A 24,019-nucleotide genomic window follows, 5' to 3' on the forward strand; every position below is an offset into this window, starting at 1 on the left:
CGCAGACCGCCGGACAAGGCCCGGTGGCCAAGGTAAATGTCGTCGCGGTGTTCACCATGGATTGCCGGACCCGTCAACTGCGGCGAGCCGGCCAAGACGATTAAAGACAGGCAGGATATGGGCATGGCCAGCGCCGTCGAACAGTTTTTCGCCGTCAAGACGAGGATCGCTGCCGCCGAGCGCGAGGCCGGCCGCGACGCCGGTTCGGTGACGCTGGTTGCGGTGTCGAAGACTTTTGAGGCCGACGTCATCCGCCCGGTCATCGAAGCAGGCCAGCGCGTCTTCGGCGAAAACCGCGTGCAGGAAGCGCAAGGCAAATGGCCGGCCTTGAAAGCCGAATTCCCCGACATCGAGCTTCATCTCATCGGCCCGCTGCAGTCGAACAAGGCGAAGGAAGCCGTTGCGCTCGCCGACGTCATCGAGACGGTCGACCGCGAGAAGATCGCCGCCGAGCTCGCCAAGGAGATCGTGCGCCAGGGCCGCGCACCAAAGCTTTATGTCCAGGTCAATACCGGTTCGGAGCCGCAAAAGGCCGGCATCGACCCGCGCGACGCCGTCGCCTTCGTCGCCCGCTGCCGCGATGTCCATGGCCTCGCCATCGAAGGCCTGATGTGCATCCCGCCGGCCGACGAAAACCCCGGCCCGCATTTCGCCCTGCTGGAAAAGCTCGGCAAGGAGGCCGGGGTCGCAAAACTGTCGATGGGCATGTCCGGCGACTTCGAGACCGCCATAGCCTTCGGCGCCACCAGCGTCCGCGTCGGCTCGGCGATTTTCGGCGGCCGATAAACCTCGGTGATCTCGCCGCCCTAACAGTAGCATTGTTGCTGCATCGCTGCAGCGATGCTATATCTAGCCAAGCTAGCTAGGTACCTTCCATGAACTGGCATCTGCAGGACGCAAAAAACAATCTCTCGAAGCTGGTTCAGCAGGCTCGTGAAAAGGGCCCGCAGACCATCACCTTGCGTGGAAAGCCCGCTGCTGTCGTGTTGGCCGCTGAAGAATACGAAAGGCTCGTCGGCTCTAAGCCCTCACTTGCGGAATACCTTCTTTCCGGTCCCGAATGGGACGACGACTTCGTCGAAGAGGTCAATCGCCGCTCCAAGGGGCCCGGCCGAGACGTGGACCTCTGATGTTTCTTCTGGACACGAACGTCGTGTCGGATGCGCGAAAGCGAGGGGGGCCAGTGGCGGATTGGATAATCAAGCAAGAGCGCCAGTCTCTGTTTCTAAGCGTCATCACGCTCGGTGAAATCGCACGCGGAATCGAAATGAAGCGGCGAAACGACCCCGACACTGCAAACCATTTAGCAACGTGGTTCCACGGTCTGCGCCACAGCTACGAAAACCGAATTCTCGGCATAGACGAGAACATCGCTGCCCAATGGGGTCGCATCTCCGCGATCCGCACGCGCGGCGACGCAGATGGGCTTATAGCCGCGACGGCGCTCTTCCACGATCTCATACTGGTCACACGCAACGTCGCCGATTTCGACGATACTGCCGTCACAATGTTCAACCCTTGGGAAGCCTGACCCGCCTGTGTTGATCCGGTGTTGGGTCGGCCGCAGGTTGAGCCAGAGCCGGTCCATCATTGTGCCACCACTGGAAACGAAACGCACCGTTCCTATTTGCTTGGCGTCATCACCAATCTGCTGGAGCCGCCACCATGCGCTACAATCAACTCGGAAATACGGGGATGTTCGTCTCCGAACTGTGCCTCGGCACCATGACCTTCGGCGCCGCGGGCGAGAATGCCCAATGGGGCCTGATCGCCAGCCTCGACCAGAAGGGCGTCAACGACATCGTTGCCCGTTCCATCGCCGCCGGCGTCAATTTCTTCGACACGGCCGACGTCTATTCATTCGGCCAGTCCGAACGCCTGCTTGGCCAGTCGCTCAAGGATCTTGGCGTCAAGCGCTCGGACGTCGTCATTGCCACCAAGGTGCATGGCGCCATGGGCCAGGGCCCGAACGAGCGCGGCTCTTCGCGCGGCCACATCATGGATTCGGTCGAGGGCAGCCTGGAGCGGCTGCAGCTAGACCATATCGATCTCTACCAGCTGCACGGCACCGACACCGTGACGCCAGTCGACGAGACGCTGCGGGCGCTCGACGATCTCGTTGCCAGCGGTAAGGTCCGCTATGTCGGCGTCTCCAACTGGGCGGCCTGGCGCATCGCCAAGGCGCTGGGCGTTGCCGAGCGCAAGGGATTTTCCCGCTTCGAGACCATCCAGTCCTATTACTCGATCGCCGGCCGCGACCTCGAGCGCGAGATCGTGCCGCTCATCAACGAGGAAAAGCTCGGCCTGATGGTCTGGTCGCCAATGGCCGGCGGCCTGCTGTCGGGCAAATACGGCCCCGGCGCGCCCGGCAATGGCGAAGGCCGCCGCGCCGCCTTCAACTTCCCGCCGGTCGATGAGGACCGCGCCTGGGCGGCTGTCGCCGTGATGCGCGAGATCGCCCAGAAGCACGGCGTCAGCGTCGCCACGGTGGCGCTCGGCTATGTCCTGGCCAAACCTTTCGTCATGAGCGTCATCATCGGCGCCAGCCGCATGGAGCAGCTCGAGCATAACCTTGCCGCGGCCGAGGTGAAGCTCGACGCCGACGATCTCGCCAGACTGGATGAGGTCAGCGCGCTGCCGGCCGAATATCCCGGCTGGATGCTGGAGCGTCAGGGCGCCGGTCGCCGCCCGGCGCCGTTCACCCCGAAGAAATAGTCACTGCTGTCGCCTGATGCTTGGGGGGTCATCTGGCTCCCCAACGTCTTTTCAGCTCATCCGCACGCTCTCGACCAGAAAGTCGAGAAACGCCCGCACCCGTGCGGGCAAATGCCGGCCCTGGCCGACATAGACGGCGTGGGTAGGCTCCTCGTCGCCCGGATTGATATCCTCCAGCAGCGCCGTCAGCCGCCCCGCCGCGATGTCATCGGCCACATGCCAGTGTGCCAGCCGGGCGATGCCGGCGCCGCCGACCGCCATCAACCGCATCGACTCGCCATCGCCGACCAGCGTGTTTCCGGTGATCGGCACCATGACGGCGTTCCCGGTTGCATCGACAAACGACCAGCCATCGACATGCCGGACAAAGCCGAAAGCTATGCGATTGTGCCGGTCGAGATCTGCTGGAACCAGCGGCGTGCCATGCGTCTTGAGATAGGACGGTGCGGCAACGACTGTCATCCGGCTTTGCCCGAGCTTGCGCGCCACCAGCCGCGACTCGCCGAGCGGCCCGGCGCGGATGGCGACGTCGGCACGTTCAGCCATCAGATCGATGACGCTGTCGGTAAGCACCAGATCGACCGAAATCCCGGGGTAGCGTTCGAGGAAATCAGGCAGCAGCGGGATCAGCCGATGCACCCCGAAGGGCACATAGGAGTTGACGCGCAGCCGTCCGCGCGGCGCGGCACCCACGGCCGCCTCGCGCTCGGCCGCCGCCATCGGTAGTGTGCTGAGAGTTCTGCAAATTCGCTGAGAGGGGGCGGTCATGGCAGGCTGGTGATTGTTCACGTCACCTGATTCCCGCGAAGGAACGCCACCATGACCAAGACTGAAGTTAAGACCGCCAGCGCTGCCGTCAAAGACATTTTGCTTTCGAACCCGGATGGATTGCACGAGGTGCTCCGTGCGGTGATGCAGGAGGTGCTTGAGGCCGAGATGGACGAGGCGCTGGGTGCCTCGAAGAGCGAGCGCACGCCCGAACGGCTTGGCTATCGCTCGGGCTATTACGGCCGTACCCTTGTGACGCGGGTCGGCAAGCTCGAGCTGCGGGTTCCGCAGGACCGTGCCGGGCGCTTCTCCACCGAGCTGTTCGAGCGCTACCAGCGTTCCGAGCGGGCCTTGGTGGCGACGCTGGCGGAGATGTATGTGCAGGGCGTGTCGACCCGCAAGGTGAAGGCGATCACGGAAGAACTGTGCGGCCATGCCTTCTCGGCCTCGTCGATCTCGGCCATCAACAAGCGGCTGGACGAGAGCCTCGCTGCCTTTGCCAGGCGCCCCCTTCAAGAGCCGTTTCCTTACCTCATCCTCGATGCGCGCTACGAGAAGGTGCGTGAAGCCGGTGTTGTCATGAGCCAGGCGGTGCTGATAGCGGTCGGTATCGACTGGGACGGAAGGCGCCAGATCCTGGCCGTGGAGATGGCCAATCGCGAGAGCCGCTCGGCCTGGAGGGACTTCCTCGTCGGCCTCAAGGCGCGCGGCCTCAAGGGCGTCGAGTTGGTCGTGTCCGACGATCACGCCGGCCTGGTGGCAGCGATCGGCGAGGTGATCCCCGAAGCCGCCTGGCAACGCTGCTACGTGCACTTCCTCAGGAACGCGCTCGATCATCTGCCGAGGAAGCACGGCGACGACTGCCTGCAGGAATTGCGCTGGCTCTACGACCGGCGCGATCTCGCAGAGGCCAGGGCTGATCTTGCCGCATGGCTTGCCAAATGGTCGGCACGCTATCCGCGCCTGACAGGCTGGGCCGAGGATGCCATCGAACAAACCCTGACCTTCTTCAGGCTGCCGAGACAGCACCACAAGCATCTCAAATCCACCAACATGCTGGAGCGGCTCAACGAGGAAATCCGCCGGCGCACCTATGTCGTGCGCATCTTCCCCAACACCGAAAGCTGCCTGCGCCTGGTCAGGGCGTTGGCCGTCGAGACCAATGAAAACTGGATGGAGGCCAACCGATACATCAATATGGACGTCCTGCGCGAGCACAAGAAGCTCGCTCTGCGCCAAGCCGCATGACCAGCATCATGGCCGCCCCATTTTGCAGAACTTGACGCACACAACCCCGCCATATCGGCCAGGATGCGCAACCCGCTGTCATAGAAGGCCGTCCCTTCCGGCGTCAGCTGCAGCTTGCGCGTCGAGCGGCTGACCAGCCGCGCGCCGAGCCTTGCCTCCAGCCGCGCGATCAGCTTGCTTACCGCCGACGGCGTCATCCGCAGCGCGCGAGCCGCAGCCGAGAAGCTGCCCGCCTCGACGACGCGGACGAACACTTCGATCTCGCCGGAACGGTTGATATCGGGTCTGGCCATTTGTGAATCTATTTCACAGGAAATATGCCCAAGGCAAGTCTGGTTCACAAGGCATGGCAACACGATCTCTGCGGTCGGGCGCGGGTCTGGACAGCGCGCTCGTTCGAGTTCGAACTGGAAACCGCCATGCCTCTTGCCCTCTACGCCCTCGCTGCCGGCGCCTTCGGCATCGGTGTCACCGAATTCGTCATCATGGGGCTGCTGATCGATGTCAGCAAAGATCTCGGAGTCTCGATCTCGGCCGCCGGCCAGTTGATTTCGGGCTACGCGTTGGGCGTCGTCATCGGCGCGCCGCTTTTGACCATCGCTACCGGCAACTGGCCCCGCAAGACCGTCCTTCTGGCCCTTATGGCGATCTTCACGCTCGGCAACCTCGCCTGTGCGATCGCCCCCGACTACTGGACGCTGATGGGCGCCCGCATCATCACCGCCTTTGCCCATGGCACTTTCTTTGGCGTCGGCTCGGTGGTCGCCACCGGCCTGGTCGCGCCCAACAAGAAAGCCTCGGCGATCGCGCTGATGTTCACCGGCCTGACTATCGCCAACATCCTCGGCGTGCCCTTCGGCACTTGGCTCGGCCAGACCTTCGGCTGGCGCGCCACCTTCTGGGCCGTAACCCTGGTCGGCTTGGCAGCCTTTGCCGTCATCCTGCTTCTGGTGCCGCGCAGCAAGGAAGCGCCCGAGAAGACCAATCTGCGCGCCGACCTCGCCGTGCTGCGCCGCACGCCGGTGTTGCTCGGCCTCGCCACCACCGTGCTCGGCTATGCCGGCGTCTTCGCCGTCTTCACCTACATCGCCCCGCTGCTCACCGAAATCACCGGTTTTGGGGAAGCCGCCGTGTCGCCGATCCTGCTCGTCTTCGGTGGCGGTCTTATCGCCGGCAACCTGCTTGGCGGCAAGGTCGCGGACCGCTGGTTGGTGCCGGCGGTGCTCGGCAGCCTCGTGGTGCTGGCGTTGGTGCTGGCCACAATGACCTTCGCCGTCCACAGCCAAATCCTGGCCGTCATCTATGTCGGCCTGCTTGGAGCCGCCGCCTTCGCCACCGTGGCGCCGCTGCAGATGTGGGTGCTGGAAAAGGCGCAAGGCGCGGGCCAGAGCCTCGCCTCCTCCTTCAACATCGCCGCCTTCAACCTCGGCAATGCCGCCGGCGCTTGGCTTGGCGGCGCGGTGATTGCCCGTGGCCTCGGCCTCGGCTCACTAACCTGGATCGCCGCTTTGCTGCCGGTCGTGGCTCTTGGCGTCGCTGCCCTGGCGCTGCGCCTCGATCGCGCCCCCACAATAGGGGCGCCGGTCTGCGCCCAGTCATGAGCATCACGCGCAATCCTTCTTCGACATCATCAAGGAGCATAAAATGGATTATCGACGTCTCGGCGCATCGGGCCTGAAAGTGCCCGCACTCTCTTTCGGCGCCGGCACTTTCGGCGGCTCCGGGCCGCTGTTCGGGGCGTGGGGCAACAGCGACGCCAAGGAAGCGCGGCGGCTGATCGACATCTGCCTCGAGGCCGGCGTCAATCTGTTCGACACCGCCGATGTCTATTCGAACGGCGCCTCCGAGGAAGTGCTTGGCGAAGCCATCAAAGGCCGCCGCGACGCGATGCTGATCTCGACCAAGACTTCGCTGCCGATGGGCGACAGACCGGCCGACTACGGCTCGTCGCGCTCGCGGCTGATCAAAGCCGTCGACGCCGCCCTGAAGCGCATGGGCACCGATTACATCGACCTGTTGCAGCTGCACGCCTTCGATGCCGGCACGCCGATCGAGGAGGTGTTGTCGACGCTGGACGACCTCGTGCGCGCCGGCAAGCTGCGCTATGTCGGCGTCTCCAACTTCTCCGGCTGGCAGGTGATGAAATCGCTGGCGGAAGCCGACAAGCATGCTTATCCGCGCTACGCCGCGCATCAGGTGTACTACTCGCTGGTCGGCCGCGACTATGAATGGGAGCTGATGCCGCTCGGTATCGACTAGGGCATCGGCGCGCTGGTGTGGAGTCCGCTCGGCTGGGGCCGCCTGACCGGCAAGATCCGCCGCGGCCAGCCCCTGCCGGAAAAGAGCCGGCTGCACGACACCGCCGATTTCGGCCCGCCGGTCGCGGACGAACATCTCTACCGGGTCATGGATGCGCTTGATGCGATGGCTGAAGAGACCGGCAAGACCGTGCCGCAGATCGCCATCAACTGGCTGTTGCGGCGCCCGACCGTGTCCTCGGTCATCATCGGCGCCCGCAACGAGGAACAGCTGCGCCAGAACCTCGGCGCCGCCGGCTGAGCATTGACGCCGGAGCAGGTCAAAAAACTCGACGCTGCAAGCGAGGTCACAGCGCCCTACCCGTACTTCCCTTATCACCGCCAGGAAGGTTTCGCCCGGCTGAACCCGCCTGCGGTGTGATCGCCGACGTTGAAGCTGCCAATCTCCCCCCTCGCGGGGGAGATCAGCTATACTGCCGCTCAGTGCAGCACGAACTCCCCATCCACCTTCCGCCATTCGTTCGGCGCGATCAGCTTCTGGTGCGTGTAGCTGATCGAATGCAGCGGCCCGTCGAGCCTGGCCTTCCAGAACTCGATGAACTTGATCAGCACCGGAAACTTCGGCGCCAGATCGTAATCCTGCCAGATGAAGCTCTGCAGCAGATGCGGGTGGTCGGGAAAATGGTATAGAATCTTGGCCGTGGTCAGGCCATACCCCTTGAGCATCAGGTCCATTTCGGAATGATCGCGCATGACAGCCCCTTGGCCTAGTTGATTCTCCATTCCTCCCAACACCGAATTGTGCGCGCCGTTCCTTAACTGTCTATGATTTTCCTGATCCCAGTCGGGTTTTATGCACGAAAACATACAGTTAGCAGCGACCGCTGCCGAGTGCTGATACAACCTGAACGGGAGCTGCGGCATCCCGCCACGCGAATCCAACGTCTAATGTTGCCGTCAGCGCGGAACTGTTAATAATGCCGCCGAATTCGCGGCTGCGTCGCCGTGATCCTGGCTGTGGTCAAGCCGGCGGGGTGGTTTGGGAGGAAAGTGAAGACATGTCCGAGGTGAAGATCCACCGCGTCCAGCCGGCGTGGAAGAAGAATGCGCTGATCGACAATGACACCTACCTCAAATGGTATGCCGACAGCGTGAAGAATCCGGACAAGTTCTGGGGCAAGCACGGCAAGCGCATCGACTGGTTCAAGCCGTTCAGCAAGGTCAAGAACACCTCCTTCGAGGGCAAGGTCTCGATCAAATGGTTCGAGGACGGCGAAACCAACGTCTCCTACAACTGCATCGACCGCCATTTGAAGAAGCGCGGCAACCAGACAGCCATCATCTGGGAAGGCGACAATCCCTACGACGACAAGAAGATCACCTATAACGAGCTCTACGAGCATGTCTGCCGGCTCGCCAATGTGATGAAGAAGCACGGCGTCAGGAAGGGCGACCGCGTCACCATCTACATGCCGATGATCCCGGAAGCGGCCTACGCGATGCTGGCTTGCACCCGCATCGGCGCCATCCACTCGATCGTCTTCGGCGGCTTTTCACCGGACGCGCTGGCCGGCCGCATCGATGACTGCAAGTCGACCTTCGTCATCACCGCCGATGAGGGCCTGCGCGGCGGCAAGCCGATCCCGCTGAAGGAAAACACCGACAGAGCGATCGAAATCGCCGCCAATTCCGGCACCAAGGTCGAAAAGGTGGTCGTCGTGCGCCGCACCGGCGGCAAGACCGGCTGGGTCCAGGGACGCGACATCTGGTACCATGACGAGATCGCCACGGTGAAGGGCGACTGCAAGCCGGAGAAGATGAAGGCCGAGGATCCGCTGTTCATCCTCTACACCTCAGGCTCGACCGGCAAGCCGAAGGGCGTGCTGCACACCACTGCCGGCTATCTCGTCTATGTCTCGATGACCCACCAATATGTCTTCGACTACCATGACGGCGATATCTACTGGTGCACCGCCGATGTCGGTTGGGTCACCGGCCACAGCTATATCGTCTATGGCCCGCTCGCCAACGGCGCCACCACGCTGATGTTCGAGGGCGTGCCGAACTACCCCTCGCAGTCGCGCTTCTGGGAAGTCATCGACAAGCACAAGGTCAACATCTTCTACACCGCGCCGACGGCGCTGCGCGCGCTGATGGGCGCCGGCGACGAACCGGTGAAGAAGACCTCGCGCAAGTCGCTGCGCGTGCTGGGCTCGGTCGGCGAACCGATCAATCCGGAAGCCTGGGAGTGGTATTTCAACATCGTCGGCAACGGCAAGGTGCCGATCGTCGACACCTGGTGGCAGACCGAGACCGGCGGCATCCTGATCACGCCGCTGCCCGGCGCCACCGACCTCAAGGCCGGCTCGGCGACGCGGCCCTTCTTCGGCATCAAACCGCAGCTGGTCGACGGCGAAGGCAAGGTGCTGGAAGGGGCGGCCGACGGCAATCTCTGCATTGCCGATTCCTGGCCCGGCCAGATGCGCACCGTCTATGGCGATCACGACCGCTTCGTGCAGACCTATTTCTCCACCTACAAGGGCAAATACTTCACCGGAGACGGCTGTCGCCGCGACGCCGATGGCTATTACTGGATCACCGGCCGCATCGACGACGTCATCAACGTTTCCGGCCACCGCATGGGAACGGCCGAGGTCGAATCGGCGCTCGTCAGCCATGAGAAGGTGTCGGAAGCAGCTGTCGTCGGCTATCCCCACGACATCAAGGGCCAGGGCATCTACAGCTACGTTACCTTGATGAAAGGCGTGGAGCCGAGCGAGGAACTGCGCAAGGAGCTCGTGGCCCATGTCCGCAAGGAGATCGGCGCCATCGCCTCGCCCGACAAGCTGCAGTTCGCGCCCGGACTGCCGAAAACCCGCTCCGGCAAGATCATGCGCCGTATCCTGCGCAAGATCGCCGAGGACGATTTTTCCGCACTCGGCGATACCTCGACACTGGCCGATCCGGCCGTGGTCGATGATCTGATCGCCAACCGCCAGAACAAGAAGGGCTGAGGGGATTTGATGGCTGCACTGGGCGCAGTCACGGAGCTCTGGCGTTACCCTGCAAGTTCGCTTGCCGGCGAACGCCAGGACGCCATTTCGGTCGGCCTTGAAACCATCGACGGCGACCGGCTGTTCGGCCTTGTCGATGTCTCGGACAATGAGATCGCGCGGCCCGACCGCGACGCCAAGTGGCACAAGGTGCCGCGCATCCGCACCCGGCTGAGCAAGGACCGCAAGCTGGAGATCGCCGTTCCCGACGGCGACTGGCTGGTAGCGCCGGGCGCTGAATGCGACAGCGCCGTCTCGACCTATCTCGGCTTCGCCGCCTCGATCCGGCCGTTCAGCCAGGACAACGCTCCCGGCTACACCGGCCCGCTGACCGCGGCGCGCTACCGCAAAGCGCCGATCCATCTCTTGACCACCGCATCGCTGGCCCGGCTCAAGGCGCTGCACCCCGAAGGCATTCCCGATCCGCGCCGCTTCCGCCCCAACATCGTCGTCGACATGGCGGCGGTCGAAGGCTCGTTTCCCGAGACCGAATGGATTGGCCGCAAGCTTGCCATCGGCGACCTGCTGGTGACCGTCTCGGAGCCGTGCCGCCGCTGCGGCTTCACCATCATCAGCCAGGACGGCTTCGACCACGATCCCGGCATCCTGCGCAATCTGGTCCGCCACAACGCCCATAATCTCGGCGTCTATTGCACTGTGGACAGGCCTGCCCGTGTCGAGATCGGCGCGCCGATGCGGTTCGTGTAGGCCTCTACCGCGAGGCAGCGAATCGCAGACCTTGGAAAGCGTGGGGTTCGGCCCCGAATCCTATCCCTACCGATACAGATCCGCCCGTGTCGGCGGCAGCCCGCTCGGGCCGCGTGCGCGTTTGGTGACGACGGTCTGAAAAATCTGCGCCGAGGCGCGCTCGAAGGTGATCGAGCAGCCGGTGAGATAAAGCAGCCACAGCCGTGCCTTGGCCTCGCCGACTTCGGCGACCGCCTCGTCGAAGCGAGCCTGTAGCCGCTGGGCCCACAGCCGGCAGGTGCGCGCATAGTGCTCGCGCAGATTCTCGACGTCGTAGACCAGGAAGCCATGCGCCTCCAGATTGCCCAGCGTCATGCCGATCGTGTCGAGTTCGCCGCCTGGGAAAATGTATTTGAGCAGCGCCTTGAACTCCGGCCCCTTGCGCAAGGTTTTCTTCAAGTCGCCCTTGCTGCGCCTGGTGATGGCGTGGTGCAGATAGATGCCGCCGGGCTTCAGCAAGCGATGGATGGTCTTGAAATAGGTGGCGTGGTTGGCGAGGCCGAGATGCTCGAACATGCCGATCGACGATATCTTGTCGAAGGAGCCTTTGAGCTCCGTATAGGATTTGATTTCGATGGTGATGCGGTCCTGCAGCCCTTCGGCGCGGATGCGCTCGCGGGCGAGATCGGTCTGCGCCTGCGACAGCGACACGCCATGGCCGACGACGCCGTAATTTTTGGCCGCATGGATCAGCATGGCACCCCAGCCGCAGCCGATGTCCAGCAGCTTTTCGCCCGGCTTCAGCCTGAGCTTGCGGCAGATATGGTCGAGCTTGTCGGCCTGCGCCTGGTCGATGCCATCGGCGAAATCCTTAAAGTAGCCGCAGCTGTAGACCATGCGCTCGTCGAGGAAGAGCCGGTAAAAGGCATTCGAAATGTCGTAGTGATGCTGGATCGCCTCCTGGCTCGACCCGCTGACATAGGGGTTGCGACCCGACAGATCGGTGCGTGCACTCATCTGCTTGCGTGACAGGAGCACCGCCGGCAGGTCGCGCAGGATCGCCAGCTTCGGCAGCGACTTGAGCTTGGTCCTGAGCTTGCCTTGCGACGGCAGTGCGTAGAAATCGAAAATCGTCCCGTCTTCGATGTCTATCGTCTTGGAGATCCACATCTCGATCAGCGTCGACAGCGATGGCCGCTTCACCACCTGCCAGACGATGTCCTGGTCGTTGATGGTGAGCACGGGCCCGATGGCGGGACCGATCCGCTCGCCGGTCCACAGCTTGACCGCAAAACCCGGCTTCAGCGTTTCGATCACCGTTCGCACGATGCGCGCGGCCTTCTCGGCTGCCTCCATGGCCATCCTCCCGAGTCCTGACAATCCACCTTGCATGGATTTTGCCCGCCCTCGCGGCTCTTCGCAACCCGGCGCAAAAGGCGGCTCGCCAGCTATTTCAAATCGGCATCTTGTTTTTTGCTGCAACGCACCCCATCATCTGTACGTGTTCAACAAATCGAAAGGAGGTGATCCGATGTCGAGTGATTTCGTTTTCCAGAACGTGGCCTCAGCGGATTGCACTTTCGGGAAGCAGTCTTCCCGTTAAGGCGCGATAAGCGCGGCGGGTGACCTCGGTCGCCGCCATTGGCCGCGCCACGGACGGAAACACGGAAGGCCGCCGGCTTCGTCAAGAAGCGGCGGCCTTTTCCATTTCCGGATTGTGTGTCGAAGCAGATCAGAATCCGGTCACGCCAGCATCCGCGCGCTGATCGTCTTGTCGACGCCGTGATAGGGCGGATTGAACAGCTTGCCTTCCTGCTCGTAGGTCCAGACCTTGAACAGCGAGAGTTGGTGTGGGCCGAAACTGTGCAGCAGCGGGACATCCGTGGCATCGCGGCCGCGCGCGATGACGACGCGGCCGATCCTGGGTTTGTTGTGGCGCGGGTCGAACGTGTACCACTTGCCGTCGAGGAACACTTCCATCCAGGCTGAAAAATCCATCGGCGCCGGGTCGGCCGGTACGCCGATGTCGCCGAGATAACCGTTCACATAGCGGGCCGGGATGTTCATGCAGCGGCAGAGCGTGATCGCCAGATGGGCGAAGTCGCGGCATACACCAACCTGCTCCTCATGCGCTTGGGCTGCGGTACGCGTCGACCGCGCATAGCCATAGCCGAAGGACAGCCGGTTGTGGACATAGTCGACGATCGCCTGCACCCGCGCCCAGCCGGAGGGAACATGGCCGAAAAGCTGCCAGGCCAGACTGCTCAGATGATCGGTCTCGCAATAGCGGCTGCCGAGGAGGTAGCCGAGCACATCGTCCGGCAGTTCCGCCACCGGCACTTCCCTGGCCAGCGTGTTGACCGCGTCAGGCTCGCCGCTGTCCTCGACGGCTGCGTCATAGAGAATGCGGAAACTGCCGGCGGGTACGGTGAAGCGGCGGCAGGTATTGCCGAACAGATCGTGATAGACCTTGCTCGGCACTGAAGGCGACGTCAGCACGCGCGTCTGCCGTTTGATGTCGGCCTGACGATCCCTGTGGATATCAAGCAGCGAGATGACCGGCGTGGCGCCGACGCATTCAATGGCGATTTCGTAGCCGAGCCGGATCAGCACAATGATTGCCCCTTCGATCCCGTGGAAAACAGTATGCTCAAAACGCCAGAGGCGGGACCATGGTTCCCTGGAACTATCGAAAAGGCTCTCCCGCGGCTTCCCAGGCAGGCGTGGCGACGTTACGGTCGAACGACATGTTTCGACCTCCCGAAACGATCCCTAACCCGTGGAAAATCTGATGTTTGCAGGCAGAAAATTCGCCGCGTTCCTGTTCGATATGGATGGCACGGTGCTCAATTCGATCGCCTCGGCCGAGCGCGTCTGGGCGGCGTGGGCGCTTAAGCACGGTCTCGACGTCGAAGCCTTCCTGCCGACGATCCATGGCGTGCGGGCGGTCGAGACCATCACCAGGCTGGCGCTTCCCGGCGTCGACCCTGTTCATGAGGCGTTTGTGCTGTTGCAGGCCGAGTCGGACGATGTCGAAGGCGTGCTGCCGATCGCCGGCGCAGTACGGTTTCTCAACGCGCTGCCGGCCGAGCGCTGGGCGATCGTCACCTCCGCGCCGCGCCCGTTGGCGCTGCTGCGCATGCGGGCCGCCGGCATCCCGGTTCCCGCCTTGGTGGTCGCGGCCGAGGATGTGTCGCACGGCAAACCGGCGCCCGACTGTTTCCTGCTGGCGGCAAAACGGCTCGGCGTCGACATCGGCGACTGTCTGGTCTTCGAGGACGCACCGGCCGGTATCGCGGCGGCGGAAGCAGCGGGCGCGTCGGTGATGGTGATCAGCGCCACTCACCAGCATCCAATGACGACTCAGCACAACTCGATTGGCGGCTACGAAACCGTCTCCATCGCCATCGATGACAGCGGCTGGATGACGCTGGGGGCACAGCGCAGCGCGGCCTGAGGAACTGGAGGACTGGAGGACTGGAGGACTGGAGGACTGGAGGACTGGAGAACTGCTGTGCGCCTTTTTCTTCAACTCTTCAGCTCACCAGTTCCCCAGTTCTTCCGTTCCTGAACCCCTAGAAATCGCTAGCCAGTCCCTTCACTTCCCAGTCGCCGTAGCGGCCGGGTTCCTTGCCGCCGCGGCCGCCGATTTCCTTCGGCAACGCAGCTTCCTTCTGGCGATACGCTTCACGGCGCGCCTCGGCTTCAGCCAGCGCTCGGCTGGCCGCCGGCGTCAGGTCCTTCTCCCGGTCGGCATCGGCTTTGCTGGGTTGGTCGGTCATGCGATAGTCCGGGCGGATTGAAACAAAGGGCGGCGTTTCCCATCATATAGCCATGAGTTCACCCCGATCGACCTTGTTTTGCCACGGCCGCACAGGGAGCAGATGATGAGCACGCTACGCACCACCATGCTTCTGGCCGCGATGACGGCGCTGTTCATGGGCGTCGGCTTTCTGATCGGCGGCACCGGCGGCATGATGATCGCCTTCCTGGTCGCCGCGGGCACCAATCTGTTCAGCTACTGGAATGCCGACAAGATGGTGCTGTCGATGAACCGCGCCGTCGAGGTCAACGCGAAGAACGCGCCCGAATTCCACGCCATCGTCGAGGCGTTGGCCAAGCAGGCCGGCCTGCCGATGCCCAAGACCTATCTGATCGACAATCCGCAGCCGAACGCCTTCGCCACCGGCCGCAATCCCGAGAACGCCGCGGTCGCGGCCTCGACCGGGCTGCTGGAGCGCCTGTCGCATGAGGAGGTGGCGGCAGTCATGGCGCATGAGCTGGCCCACATCCAGCATCGAGACACGCTGACCATGACCATTGTCGCGACACTCGCCGGCGCCATCTCGATGCTCGGCAATTTCGCCTTCTTCTTCGGCGGCAGCCGCGACAACAACAACCCGTTCGGCTTTGTCGGCGTGCTGGTGGCGATGCTGGTCGCGCCCTTCGCCGCCATGATCGTGCAGATGGCGGTCAGCCGCACCCGCGAATACGAGGCCGACCGGCGCGGCGCCGAAATCGTTGGAAATCCGCTTTGGCTGGCATCAGCGCTTGACAAGATCGCCCGCGGCGCCGAACGCATCCGCAACCCGGATGCCGAACGCAATCCCGCGACCGCGCATCTCTTCATTATCAATCCTCTTCACGGCGAGCGAATGGACAGCCTGTTTTCGACCCACCCGAACACCGACAACCGCATCGCCGCGCTGCAGGCGATGGCGCGCGACATGGCAGGCCGCCAGCCGGCGCCGCGCCAGGCGCCGACGCCAGAGCCGATCGAAGAATTGCCGGCCGATGCCGAGCAAGGTCCGTGGGGCAAGGCAGCACGCCCCACGCAGCCGACCAAACCGGCCAAGCCGAAAGCCAATCCGTGGGGCCGCAATCCGACCGGACCCAAAGGTCCGTGGTCGTGAGCGGCGCCAGATCCCGGCCCGCACATTCAGGCGATCGCGAAAACAGCTCGGACGAATTCGTCGCCGGCCTCGCCGCGCGCAAGGCCGCGGCGCGGCTGCTGGCCGCCGTTATCGACGCCAAAACGCCGCTCGACGGGCTGACGGACCACGAGAACGGCCATCCGCAATACAAGGTGCTCGACTTGCGCGACCGCGGCCTGGTGCGCGCCATACTGGTAACCGCGCTGCGCTACCGCATGACCATTGCCGGGCTCCTCGCCCGCCGCCTTGAAAAGCCGCTGCCGCCCAACGCCACAGCGCTGTCGCACATCCTGCATGTTGCGGCGGCGCAGATCCTGTTCCTCGACATCCCCGACAGCGCCGCCGTCGATTTGGCTGTGACCCACGCCAAGTCGGACCCACGCACGCAGCGCTTTTCCGGCCTCGTTAACGGCGTGCTGCGCACTTTGGTGCGGGCCAAGGAGACCGAACTGCCGGCAGCTCTTGCCGCCACCGACGAGGCGCCAAAATGGTTCTCCGACCGGCTGAAGGCCGCCTATGGCGCCGAGATGACCAGACAGATCCTGGCGGCGCATCGCGTTGAGGCGCCGGTCGATTTCACGGTCAAGGCCGATCCCGAACTGTGGGCCGAAAAGCTCGGCGGCATCGTGCTGCCGACCGGCACGGTGCGAGTGGAAAAGCTCAACGCCTCCGTCACCGAACTGCCGGGCTTCAGCGAAGGCGCATGGTGGGTCCAGGACGCCGCCGCCAGTTTTCCGGCGCGGCTGTTCGGCGATGTCAAAGGATTACGCGTCGCCGACCTCTGCGCCGCCCCCGGCGGCAAGACCGCTCAGCTGATCCTTGCCGGCGCCAAAGTCACCGCCGTGGACACCTCGAAGAACCGGCTGGCGCGGCTGACGCAGAACCTCGGACGGCTCGGGCTGTCCGCCGAGATCGTGCAGGCCGATCTGCTGAAATACCAGCCGGCGGAGCTTTTCGACGCCGTCCTGCTCGACGCGCCCTGCTCTTCCACCGGCACGGTTCGGCGCCACCCCGACGTGCCATGGACCAAGACGGCAGCCGACGTCGAAAAGCTAGCCGATCTGCAAGCAAAGCTGCTCGCCCGCGCCGTCACTTTGGTCAAACCGGGCGGTCGGATTGTTTTTTCCAACTGTTCGCTGGACCCGATCGAAGGCGAGGATCTGTATCGCGTCTTTCTGGCCGGCAACAAAACCGTCGCCGACGATCCACTGCAGCCCGGCGAAATCGCCGGCATCGACGCTTTCCTGACCCCGCAAGGCACGCTGCGCACCACACCCGCCGATCTTGACAGTGGTTCGCCAGGGGTTTCCGGCCTGGACGGCTTCTTCGCAGCCCGCATGCGACGTCTGGCCTGACTCCGACGCGACGACATGCCTAAAGCATGTCGTTCAGACTCCAGTGCTTCCCCCACCTTGCATCGATCTCATCATCCACATTCTGGTAGCGGATATCGGTGGAGAGCCGGATACGCCCCTCCGCACTCTGGTTGGTCGTCGAGGCGTGGATCATATAGGGCGAGTGGAGGACGACATCGCCGGCCTCGAAATCCGCGATCAGCCAGCGTGTATCGAACCGCTCCGCCATGTCGGGCAGGTCCTTCGACACCCAGCCGCCCTCGCTCATGTTCCTGTTGTAGGCGCTGATGCGCTCCTGCGGGCTCAGCCCGGCATTGTCCCTGGCGAACCGGGCTTCCATGTCGAGGCCGATGGCGTGCGATCCCTCGAGATAGACCAGGCCGCCCATGTCGACGGGAACGTCGCCGATCGGGATCCAGGCCGTGACGATGCGGCTGGTGCCGCCGCGAAGATAGACGAGATCGTAATGCGCCGGCGTCGCCACGGCGGTGCCCGGTTGGGTGAAGCGCATGATCTTGCGCTTGTGCAAATAGGACAGCCCGCCGACAAACCCATCCATCAGCCGCGCCATCCGGGGCTGTGCGCAAAACCCTTCATAGGCGGTGGAGCGAACCAGCGCCATCAACCGGCGATCGGCGAGCTGACGGTCGAACGTGCCGGCGGCCGCCGCCAGGCCAAGCGCGGGATCGGACCCGGGCTGCAGCAAGCCGGTGTCGGCCAGATACGAAAACACCCAGCCGCGAAAATCGATGACGTCGCGGCGCGGCAGCATACTTTTCAGCCAGACATAGCCTTGCTCGGCAAGGAGGCCGCGAATGGCATCGATGCCGACCCCGGCGTCGGTTGGCACGAGATGACCCAACCGGTTCGGCGCCATCGATAATGTCTTGCCGTTGGCGTTCAGATCGATTGACGCAACAGGAATCTGTCGTTGCGTGCCACCTGTTGAGCTTGACATTTCAGCCACCTGCGATTTTTCATCCTTAGCTGGAAATGTCATACTGTTCGCAGACTCGCCCATGGACAGAACGAAGCCATGGACTTTTCGCTCATGAACGATCTCTCTTACGCACTCTACAGATCCGCACCGGCCGCGGCCGGCGGCCTGTCGGTTACAGGGATTGGTCGGCATCGCGTCACTCAGGCGATCCAAGCGCGCAAATTGCCGGAATTCGCCGTGGTGCTGATTGAGAACGGTCAAGGCTGGCTTGAAACCAGGACTGCCGGCATGCAGACGATCCAAGCGCCGGCCCTGTTCTGGCTGCTTGCCGGGAGAATGCATTCCTACGGGCCGGACGCATCGGGCTGGCTCGAACGCTGGGCGCTCTTCGACGGGGCCTTGATACGCGATTTCACCCGGCTGCGGCTGATCGCCGAGGACGCCCCTGTCGTCCCCTTGCGCGACCTCGGCAAAATGCAGCGGCTGTTCGACAGGCTGCACGGTGAGCTGTCGCTCGATACGATGCTGAGCCAGGCAGAAGCCGCCGCCACGATGCATCGCATCGTCGTGCGTGCTGCCCGCCAGGCAATGGATTGGAACAACCGTCAACGAAATCCCGGCTTCCAGCATGCCGACATGCAGCCCATCATCGACGAATTGCGCCGCTGCGCGTGCGACCCGGTGGATCTCGATGCCTTCGCCGCGAAATTCTCGATGTCGCCGGCAACCTTGCGGCGCAGATTTGCGCGGGCAGCCGGCATGTCGCCCAAGGCCTTCCAACTGCGCACGAGGCTCGACCGCGCCAAACAGATGCTGGCCGCCTCCGATTCGCCCATCGAGTCCATTGCGGCCGCCGTCGGCATCCACGACGCCTTCTATTTCTCCCGTCTGTTTCGCGACCGCGAAAACTGTTCGCCCAGCGAATTTCGGTCTCGCCACAACCGCAAGTGAGTGCCGGATTGCCGGGCTTAAGCCCGCGAAGCGCTTGACTTTTTTCGGGGTGGGTCGGTGGCCGGCAGCGTGAGGCGCTTCACGTCGGCGGAATTCGACTTCGCATAAGTTCTTGAATCATATAAGCTTGTGCTGGGGTACCGGAACATGATGCCGAAACCTGCGACGCGGTTTTCGGACGACAGCATGCTCTAGCTCCAGGCGACGAGGAGGGGTTTTGGCACTGGCTGCCGGCAGCACGACACGTCTGTGGACGCTTGTCGCTAAGGAGTTTTGGCGCAAGACGCGCCGGCGCCTTCGCGCAGGGCCAGTCTATCGCTGGCGCTATTCCGGGCGCACGCCCGAACGCGTCCTGATCGCACCGCCCGACCTCAGGCTCGCCGATCCGCAGATCGCGCTCGAGATCTATTATGGCCGCTATCCGCTGTCGGGACATCTGGTCGAGACCGGCGGCAAGTCACCATTCCAGATCGACGTCGCCAACCGCGGCTGGGTGAAGACGCTGCACGGTTTCCGTTGGCTGCGCCATATGCGCGCCGCCGGCACCGAGCTGGCCGCCGCCAATGCACGCGCGCTTGTCTCCGACTGGATCGCCATGCATGGCAACCAGATTTCCGGCATAGCCTGGGAGCCCGGCACCACCGCCAAGCGAGTCATTGCCTGGTTGCAACACTCCTCGGTTGTCCTACAAGGGGCCGAATTTCCGTTCTATCGCGCCTTCCTGAAATCGCTCGCCGTGCAGATCCGCTATCTCCGCTCGATGGCGCGCGAGATGCCGGACGGCAAGGACAGGCTGCGCGCTCGTATCGCGCTTGCCTTCGCCGCGCTGTCGCTGCCTGCGCCGGCCTCGGCACTGCGCGGCGCCACCCGCAACCTGGCGGAAGAACTCGACCGCCAGATCCTTCCCGACGGCGGCCATATTTCGCGCAACCCGATGGCGGTGCTCGAACTGCTCGCCGATCTCCTGCCGCTGCGTCAGACCTATGCCAACCAGGCCGAAACGCCACCGGCAGCCCTGATGGGCGCCATCGACCGCATGCTGCCGGCGCTCCGTTTCTTCCGCCATCAGGATGGCAGCCTGGCCCGCTTCAACGGCATGGGCGCGACCATCCACGACCGCATTGCCACCATCTTGCGCCACGACGACACCGCCGGCGCGCCGCTGCTGCACGCGCCGCATTCCGGCTATGAGCGGCTGTGTATGGGCGGCGTTACGGTGATTGCCGATACCGGCCCGTCGCCGGCCGTCGATGTGTCCAACGCCGCGCATGCCGGGTGCCTGGCCTTCGAACTCTCGTCCGGTCGCCAGCATTATATCGTCAATGCCGGCATCGACACCTATGGCGCCGCCGAGTTCCGACCGCTGGCCCGTGCCACCGCGGCGCATTCGACCGCCACCATCAACGACACCTCGTCGGCGCGGTTTTCCCATTCGCTGCGCGTCAACGACCTGCTCGGCTCGCCCTTGCTCGGCGGCCCGCAGCATGTGCCTTGCAAGCGCATCGACCAGAAGGGCACGCAAGGCTTCATCGCCCGCCATGACGGCTATATGCAGCGCTTTGGCTTCCTGCATGAGCGCGAGCTGAAACTGTCGAGCGAGGGCAATGTGCTCGCCGGCAGGGATCGCTTCCTCCGCCCGGGCGGTGCGGCGATCCGCAACAATGGCCGCGACTTCGTCGTGGTGCGCTTCCACATCCACCCTGACATCAACCTTTTGCAGGACGAGCATGACCGCCTGGTGCTGACCGCCGACCAGGCCGACACTTGGGTGTTCACCTGCACCGAAGTGGTGCCGGAGGTCGAGGAATCGATCTATTTCGCCGGCCTTGGCGGCCCGCGCCGCAGCCGCCAGATCGTGCTCGCCTTCAAGGCCTCGGAGATCGCCGAAGTGCATTGGCAGCTCACGCGCACCGGCATCGCCGGCTATCCCGAGCACAGCTGAGCGTCGTTGCCGGCGCCGGCTTGATCGAGCTTCCGGCTTGATTTCCTGATGTCATGTGCTACGGCCCGGCAACGCTCTCCAATCAGCCCTGAAAGGCCGCCAGCCCATGGCCGTCGCCGCCAAGAACATTCCGGCACCCGACCTCCTTCCGGTCCGCCGCGCCCTGCTTTCCGTCTTCGACAAGACCGGCCTGATCGACTTCGCCAAAGGGCTGGTCGCGGCCGGCGTCGAGCTGGTCTCGACCGGAGGCACGGCAAAGGCGATCGCCGAGGCGGGGCTGGCGGTGCGTGACGTCTCGGAACTGACCGGCTTTCCCGAGATCATGGACGGCCGCGTCAAGACGCTGCACCCGTCGGTGCACGGCGCGCTGCTCGGCGTGCGCGACGATCCCGAACACGCCAAGGCGATGCACGATCACCGCATCGAGCCGATCGATCTGCTCGTCTGCAATCTCTACCCGTTCGAGGAGGTCCGCCGTTCCGGCGCCGACTATGCCGCTGTTGTCGAGAACATCGACATTGGCGGCCCGGCGATGATCCGCGCTTCGGCCAAGAATCACGCCTATGTCGCCATCGTCACCGATCCCGGCGACTACGCCTCGGTGCTGAACGCGCTGGAGATGAACATCGGCTCGCTGTCGCTGGATTTCCGCCAGAAGCTGGCGGCCAAGGCCTTTGCCCGCACCGCCAGCTACGATGCGGCGATCTCCGGCTGGTTCGCCGAAACGCTTGAGATCGAGCACCCGACCTGGCGCACCTTCGGCGGCAGGCTGGAAAGCGTCATGCGCTATGGCGAGAACCCGCATCAAAGCGCCGGCTTCTACGTCAATGGCGACAAGCGGCCCGGGGTCGCCACGGCTCGCCAGTTGCAGGGCAAGCAGTTGTCCTACAACAACATCAACGACACCGATGCCGCCTTCGAGCTGGTCGGCGAGTTCGATCCGAACCGCTGTGCAGCGGTCGCCATCATCAAGCACGCCAATCCATGCGGCGTCGCCGAGAGCGCTTCACTGGCTGCTGCCTATGCGAGAGCGCTGGCCTGCGACCCGGTTTCGGCCTTTGGCGGTATCGTCGCCATGAACCGCATCCTCGATGCCGAAGCGGCTCAGGAGATCGTAAAAACCTTCACCGAGGTGATCATTGCGCCGAACGCGTCGGAGGACGCTGTCCGCATCGTCGCCGCCAAAAAGAATTTGCGACTGCTGGTCACCGGCGGTCTGCCCGATCCGCACGCCGGCGGCATCACTGTGAAATCCGTCGCCGGCGGCATGCTCGTCCAGGGCCGCGACAACGCGGTGGTCGACGATCTCGAGCTCAAGGTGGTGACCAAGCGCGCACCGAGTGCGGCCGAGATGGTCGACCTCAAATTCGCTTTCCGCATCGCCAAGCACGTCAAGTCGAACGCCATCGTCTATGCAAAAGACGGCGCTACCGTCGGCATCGGCGCCGGCCAGATGAGCCGCGTCGATTCCTCGCGCATCGCCGCCCGCAAGGCCCTCGACGCGGCGGAAGCAGCTGGCCTCGCGGAGCCGTTGACCAAGGGCTCGGTGGTCGCCTCCGACGCTTTCTTCCCTTTCGCCGACGGGCTGATCTCAGCCATCGAAGCCGGCGCCACGGCGGTGATCCAGCCCGGCGGCTCGATGCGCGACGACGACGTTATCGCCGCTGCCGACGCGCATGGCATTGCTATGGTGTTTACCGGCGTGAGGCATTTCAGGCATTGAGCGCCTCTGCCTTTTCCCACAAGGGGAGAAGGAAAAGTGCGGCGCTATTCCACCGGCTGATCCGCCGGGTACGGCGTCCAGATCAATATCGCGATCCCAACGCCCAGGAACAGCACGATGGCCGCCATGCCGAGCCGCGCCGAGCCGCTGGCGAGCGTGATCGACGCCACCATGAACGGCGCCAGGAAACTCGTCGCCCGTCCGGCCAGCGCATAGATGCCGAAATAGCGGCCGGACTCGGCTGCGGTGACGCTGCGCGCCATGTAGGAGCGTGACGACGCCTGCACCGGTCCGAACGCCAGCCCTATCAGCAGGCCATAGAAAATGTAGGCCTTTTCCGCCGCCGTGCCGAACAGGCCGCCACTATCGGCTCCCGGCATCATCCAGGCGCCGAACAACGTGTAGCCTGGCCCGGTCGAAACGATGCCGATGGTGGCGATGCTGAGCAGGACGAGCGAAATCATCACGATGGTCTTGGAGCCAAGCGCGGTGTCCAGCCATGCGGCAATCAGGCAGCCGACGATGGCGACGACGTTGAGGATAATGCCGAACATGCCGATCTCAGTGATCGACCAGTGGAACATCGCTGCCGCAAAGGTGCCGCCCAAAGCGAGCAGCGCATTGACGCCGTCCTGATAAATCATGCGGGCGACAAGGAAGCGGAAGATGCCTTTGCGCCGGCGCACTTCAGTCAGCGTCGACTTCAGTTCCGACAGCCCCTCGCGCACCGCGGGCCCGATCGGAATCCCCTTGATGGCGTCCGGCGTAAAGAAGAACATCGGCAGGATGAACAGGAAATACCAGCCGGCCGACAGCGGCCCGGTGGCGCGCGCGTCCTCGCCGAGTTTCGGGTCGAGCCCAAAGAGCGGGTCGATGCCGATGATCGTCTTGCCGGTCTCCGGCGAACCCGCAAGACAGGCGACAACAAAGATCAGCGCGATCATGCCGCCGAGATAACCAAGTCCCCAGGCAATGTTGGAGACGTGGCCGATCTCGCTCTTCGGCACCAGGCGCGGCATCATCGAATCGTTGAACACGGTCGAGAATTCCGCCGCGACCGAAGCGAGAGAAAAGAACAGCACCACCAGGAAAAGGTTCGAGCCGGGAGCGGCGAACCATAGCAGGCAAAGGCTGATGATCTTGATCGAGGCGAAGAACGCAATCCACGGCTTGCGCGGCCCGGTCTGGTCGGCAATCGAGCCGAGGATGGGAGACAGCACGGCAATGACCAGGCCCGCAACAGCGATGCCGTAGCCCCAGGCCGCCTGGCCTGAGACCGGATCGCTCGCCATGCGCGAGACGAAATAAGGCCCGAAGATGAAGGTGGTGACGACGGTGAAAAACGGCTGCGCCGCCCAGTCGAAGAACATCCATCCCCAGATGCCGTGCCCGGATGCCCGCTGCACTGTTTCTACCGCCGCCATGATGATTCCCCCGGGACACCG

20 protein-coding genes and 3 pseudogenes are annotated in these 24,019 nt (G+C 63.8%); 15 read left to right on the top strand and 8 right to left on the bottom strand.

Going from position 1 to position 24,019, the window contains the following annotated elements:
- Positions 1 to 123 precede the first annotated feature (123 nt).
- The 4 genes from AC3CCE_RS10535 to AC3CCE_RS10550 all read left to right on the top strand — a co-directional run bounded on the left by AC3CCE_RS10535 (position 124) and on the right by AC3CCE_RS10550 (position 2,715).
- Positions 124 to 786 (top strand): YggS family pyridoxal phosphate-dependent enzyme, encoded by a 663-nt coding sequence (locus AC3CCE_RS10535; RefSeq protein WP_352623818.1) that lies wholly within the window; start codon positions 124 to 126, stop codon positions 784 to 786.
- Between the two features lie 89 nt (positions 787 to 875).
- Positions 876 to 1,130 (top strand): type II toxin-antitoxin system Phd/YefM family antitoxin, encoded by a 255-nt coding sequence (locus AC3CCE_RS10540; protein ID WP_023684084.1) that lies wholly within the window; start codon positions 876 to 878, stop codon positions 1,128 to 1,130.
- Positions 1,130 to 1,531, top strand: a complete 402-nt coding sequence (locus tag AC3CCE_RS10545) for a type II toxin-antitoxin system VapC family toxin (RefSeq protein ID WP_023684083.1) — start codon at positions 1,130 to 1,132, stop codon at positions 1,529 to 1,531. The genes AC3CCE_RS10540 and AC3CCE_RS10545 overlap by 1 nt, the downstream gene beginning before the upstream one ends.
- A 134-nt stretch (positions 1,532 to 1,665) precedes the next feature.
- Positions 1,666 to 2,715 (top strand): aldo/keto reductase, encoded by a 1,050-nt coding sequence (locus tag AC3CCE_RS10550; protein WP_352623821.1) that lies wholly within the window; start codon positions 1,666 to 1,668, stop codon positions 2,713 to 2,715.
- Between the two features lie 51 nt (positions 2,716 to 2,766).
- Here the strand turns inward: AC3CCE_RS10550 and AC3CCE_RS10555 are convergent.
- A pseudogene (locus AC3CCE_RS10555) lies at positions 2,767 to 3,435 on the bottom strand (LysR substrate-binding domain-containing protein); the annotation flags it as partial.
- Positions 3,436 to 3,534: 99 nt separating this feature from the next.
- Here AC3CCE_RS10555 and AC3CCE_RS10560 point away from each other — a divergent pair.
- Positions 3,535 to 4,731 (top strand): IS256 family transposase, encoded by a 1,197-nt coding sequence (locus AC3CCE_RS10560; protein WP_488377099.1) that lies wholly within the window; start codon positions 3,535 to 3,537, stop codon positions 4,729 to 4,731.
- 47 nt (positions 4,732 to 4,778) lie between these two features.
- Here the strand turns inward: AC3CCE_RS10560 and AC3CCE_RS10565 are convergent.
- A pseudogene (locus AC3CCE_RS10565) lies at positions 4,779 to 5,024 on the bottom strand (LysR family transcriptional regulator); the annotation flags it as partial.
- 126 nt (positions 5,025 to 5,150) lie between these two features.
- Between AC3CCE_RS10565 and AC3CCE_RS10570 the strand changes: the two are divergent.
- Both AC3CCE_RS10570 and AC3CCE_RS10575 read left to right on the top strand, forming a co-directional pair.
- A complete protein-coding gene (locus tag AC3CCE_RS10570; RefSeq protein WP_286439538.1) occupies positions 5,151 to 6,332 on the top strand; it encodes an MFS transporter in 1,182 nt (393 codons plus the stop codon).
- 43 nt (positions 6,333 to 6,375) lie between these two features.
- Positions 6,376 to 7,410, top strand: a pseudogene (locus AC3CCE_RS10575) (aldo/keto reductase).
- A 59-nt stretch (positions 7,411 to 7,469) separates the two neighbouring features.
- Here the strand turns inward: AC3CCE_RS10575 and AC3CCE_RS10580 are convergent.
- Entirely contained in the window at positions 7,470 to 7,742 is a 273-nt protein-coding gene (locus AC3CCE_RS10580) for an usg protein (RefSeq protein WP_023668649.1), read from the bottom strand.
- Between the two features lie 305 nt (positions 7,743 to 8,047).
- On the opposite strand from AC3CCE_RS10580, the gene acs reads away from it, so the two are divergent.
- Positions 8,048 to 10,003: an acetate--CoA ligase gene (gene acs, locus AC3CCE_RS10585; RefSeq protein ID WP_352626000.1), complete on the top strand. Its 1,956-nt coding sequence runs from the start codon at positions 8,048 to 8,050 to the stop codon at positions 10,001 to 10,003.
- A gap of 9 nt (positions 10,004 to 10,012) precedes the next feature.
- Positions 10,013 to 10,750: an MOSC domain-containing protein gene (locus tag AC3CCE_RS10590; protein WP_023726118.1), complete on the top strand. Its 738-nt coding sequence runs from the start codon at positions 10,013 to 10,015 to the stop codon at positions 10,748 to 10,750.
- A 66-nt stretch (positions 10,751 to 10,816) separates the two neighbouring features.
- Here the strand turns inward: AC3CCE_RS10590 and AC3CCE_RS10595 are convergent, their stop codons facing one another.
- Positions 10,817 to 12,085 carry a class I SAM-dependent methyltransferase gene (locus AC3CCE_RS10595; RefSeq protein WP_352512146.1) on the bottom strand — a complete coding sequence of 423 codons (1,269 nt, stop codon included), beginning with the start codon at positions 12,083 to 12,085 and terminating at the stop codon, positions 10,817 to 10,819.
- 387 nt (positions 12,086 to 12,472) lie between these two features.
- Positions 12,473 to 13,342 (bottom strand): transglutaminase-like domain-containing protein, encoded by an 870-nt coding sequence (locus AC3CCE_RS10600; RefSeq protein WP_023688863.1) that lies wholly within the window; start codon positions 13,340 to 13,342, stop codon positions 12,473 to 12,475.
- A 178-nt stretch (positions 13,343 to 13,520) separates the two neighbouring features.
- On the opposite strand from AC3CCE_RS10600, the gene AC3CCE_RS10605 reads away from it, so the two are divergent.
- Complete coding sequence (locus AC3CCE_RS10605) at positions 13,521 to 14,186, top strand: HAD-IA family hydrolase (RefSeq protein WP_023668644.1); 666 nt, start codon at positions 13,521 to 13,523, stop codon at positions 14,184 to 14,186.
- 118 nt (positions 14,187 to 14,304) lie between these two features.
- Here the strand turns inward: AC3CCE_RS10605 and AC3CCE_RS10610 are convergent, their stop codons facing one another.
- Positions 14,305 to 14,511, bottom strand: coding sequence for a DUF1674 domain-containing protein (locus AC3CCE_RS10610; RefSeq protein ID WP_023688862.1), 207 nt, complete (start codon positions 14,509 to 14,511; stop codon positions 14,305 to 14,307).
- A 105-nt stretch (positions 14,512 to 14,616) separates the two neighbouring features.
- On the opposite strand from AC3CCE_RS10610, the gene htpX reads away from it, so the two are divergent.
- Entirely contained in the window at positions 14,617 to 15,642 is a 1,026-nt protein-coding gene (gene htpX, locus AC3CCE_RS10615; RefSeq protein WP_023700198.1) for a zinc metalloprotease HtpX, read from the top strand.
- Positions 15,633 to 17,018, top strand: a complete 1,386-nt coding sequence (locus tag AC3CCE_RS10620) for an RsmB/NOP family class I SAM-dependent RNA methyltransferase (protein ID WP_352626001.1) — start codon at positions 15,633 to 15,635, stop codon at positions 17,016 to 17,018. The genes htpX and AC3CCE_RS10620 overlap by 10 nt, the downstream gene beginning before the upstream one ends.
- A gap of 19 nt (positions 17,019 to 17,037) precedes the next feature.
- Here AC3CCE_RS10620 and AC3CCE_RS10625 read toward each other — a convergent pair whose 3' ends face one another.
- Positions 17,038 to 17,895 (bottom strand): phytanoyl-CoA dioxygenase family protein, encoded by an 858-nt coding sequence (locus tag AC3CCE_RS10625; protein ID WP_460222900.1) that lies wholly within the window; start codon positions 17,893 to 17,895, stop codon positions 17,038 to 17,040.
- 159 nt (positions 17,896 to 18,054) lie between these two features.
- On the opposite strand from AC3CCE_RS10625, the gene AC3CCE_RS10630 reads away from it, so the two are divergent.
- The 3 genes from AC3CCE_RS10630 to purH all read left to right on the top strand — a co-directional run bounded on the left by AC3CCE_RS10630 (position 18,055) and on the right by purH (position 22,574).
- Complete coding sequence (locus AC3CCE_RS10630) at positions 18,055 to 18,909, top strand: helix-turn-helix transcriptional regulator (protein ID WP_488377134.1); 855 nt, start codon at positions 18,055 to 18,057, stop codon at positions 18,907 to 18,909.
- A gap of 217 nt (positions 18,910 to 19,126) precedes the next feature.
- Positions 19,127 to 20,851 carry a heparinase II/III family protein gene (locus tag AC3CCE_RS10635; protein WP_023668638.1) on the top strand — a complete coding sequence of 575 codons (1,725 nt, stop codon included), beginning with the start codon at positions 19,127 to 19,129 and terminating at the stop codon, positions 20,849 to 20,851.
- Positions 20,852 to 20,957: 106 nt separating this feature from the next.
- Entirely contained in the window at positions 20,958 to 22,574 is a 1,617-nt protein-coding gene (purH, locus tag AC3CCE_RS10640; RefSeq protein ID WP_352626002.1) for a bifunctional phosphoribosylaminoimidazolecarboxamide formyltransferase/IMP cyclohydrolase, read from the top strand.
- A 44-nt stretch (positions 22,575 to 22,618) separates the two neighbouring features.
- Here the strand turns inward: purH and AC3CCE_RS10645 are convergent, their stop codons facing one another.
- A complete protein-coding gene (locus AC3CCE_RS10645) occupies positions 22,619 to 23,998 on the bottom strand; it encodes an MFS transporter (RefSeq protein ID WP_352626003.1) in 1,380 nt (459 codons plus the stop codon).
- Positions 23,999 to 24,019: the final 21 nt, after the last annotated feature.

It is taken from the genome of Mesorhizobium sp. P160187 (assembly GCF_057766425.1).

Bases quoted from the DNA above. Each gene is read 5' to 3' on its own strand.
- AC3CCE_RS10645 (WP_352626003.1), bottom strand. From the start codon at position 23,998: ATGGCGGCGGTAGAAACAGTGCAGCGGGCATCCGGGCACGGCATCTGG.
- purH (WP_352626002.1), top strand. From the start codon at position 20,958: ATGGCCGTCGCCGCCAAGAACATTCCGGCACCCGACCTCCTTCCGGTC.
- acs (WP_352626000.1), top strand. From the start codon at position 8,048: ATGTCCGAGGTGAAGATCCACCGCGTCCAGCCGGCGTGGAAGAAGAAT.
- AC3CCE_RS10560 (WP_488377099.1), top strand. From the start codon at position 3,535: ATGACCAAGACTGAAGTTAAGACCGCCAGCGCTGCCGTCAAAGACATT.
- AC3CCE_RS10625 (WP_460222900.1), bottom strand. From the start codon at position 17,895: ATGGCGCCGAACCGGTTGGGTCATCTCGTGCCAACCGACGCCGGGGTC.
- AC3CCE_RS10545 (WP_023684083.1), top strand. From the start codon at position 1,130: ATGTTTCTTCTGGACACGAACGTCGTGTCGGATGCGCGAAAGCGAGGG.
- AC3CCE_RS10605 (WP_023668644.1), top strand. From the start codon at position 13,521: ATGTTTGCAGGCAGAAAATTCGCCGCGTTCCTGTTCGATATGGATGGC.
- AC3CCE_RS10610 (WP_023688862.1), bottom strand. From the start codon at position 14,511: ATGACCGACCAACCCAGCAAAGCCGATGCCGACCGGGAGAAGGACCTG.
- htpX (WP_023700198.1), top strand. From the start codon at position 14,617: ATGAGCACGCTACGCACCACCATGCTTCTGGCCGCGATGACGGCGCTG.
- AC3CCE_RS10630 (WP_488377134.1), top strand. From the start codon at position 18,055: ATGGACTTTTCGCTCATGAACGATCTCTCTTACGCACTCTACAGATCC.
- AC3CCE_RS10590 (WP_023726118.1), top strand. From the start codon at position 10,013: ATGGCTGCACTGGGCGCAGTCACGGAGCTCTGGCGTTACCCTGCAAGT.
- AC3CCE_RS10570 (WP_286439538.1), top strand. From the start codon at position 5,151: ATGCCTCTTGCCCTCTACGCCCTCGCTGCCGGCGCCTTCGGCATCGGT.
- AC3CCE_RS10540 (WP_023684084.1), top strand. From the start codon at position 876: ATGAACTGGCATCTGCAGGACGCAAAAAACAATCTCTCGAAGCTGGTT.
- AC3CCE_RS10595 (WP_352512146.1), bottom strand. From the start codon at position 12,085: ATGGAGGCAGCCGAGAAGGCCGCGCGCATCGTGCGAACGGTGATCGAA.
- AC3CCE_RS10550 (WP_352623821.1), top strand. From the start codon at position 1,666: ATGCGCTACAATCAACTCGGAAATACGGGGATGTTCGTCTCCGAACTG.
- AC3CCE_RS10535 (WP_352623818.1), top strand. From the start codon at position 124: ATGGCCAGCGCCGTCGAACAGTTTTTCGCCGTCAAGACGAGGATCGCT.
- AC3CCE_RS10580 (WP_023668649.1), bottom strand. From the start codon at position 7,742: ATGCGCGATCATTCCGAAATGGACCTGATGCTCAAGGGGTATGGCCTG.